Source organism: Vibrio sp. 10N.222.49.C9, from assembly GCF_041474985.1.
Classification (GTDB): Bacteria; Pseudomonadota; Gammaproteobacteria; order Enterobacterales; family Vibrionaceae; genus Vibrio; species Vibrio crassostreae_C.
In genome coordinates, this window is record NZ_JBFRVD010001605.1 from 1 (window position 1) to 348 (window position 348).

1 protein-coding gene is annotated in these 348 nt (G+C 46.8%); it reads left to right on the forward strand.

Features of this window, described 5'->3' with window-relative positions; genetic code table 11:
- Positions 1–95 precede the first annotated feature (95 nt).
- Positions 96–348: aminotransferase class III-fold pyridoxal phosphate-dependent enzyme (locus AB4585_RS29465; protein ID WP_372172384.1), on the forward strand; the 253-nt coding region annotated here is incomplete at its 3' end.

The window sequence follows — 348 nt, forward strand, 5'->3', positions numbered from 1 at the left end:
CACGAATAGTGAGACACAAGCGTTAGACTTGTGGCCAATATTTATTACAATGCTGTCATTCCCAAAAATGCTATCCGAAAAGCAAGGATTCTTTAATGAGCAAATCAGAAGCACTCTATCAGCAAGCCCAAACCATTATTCCTGGTGGCGTTAACTCACCAGTACGTGCATTTAATGGCGTTGGCGGTTCTCCACTTTTCATTGAGCGTGCTGATGGCTCTCGTATCTATGATGCAGACGACAAAGCGTACATCGACTACGTCGGATCATGGGGACCGATGATCTTGGGCCACAACAATCCTGTTATTCGCGATGCGGTTGTTGAAGCAGCGCAGCGCGGTCTTAGCT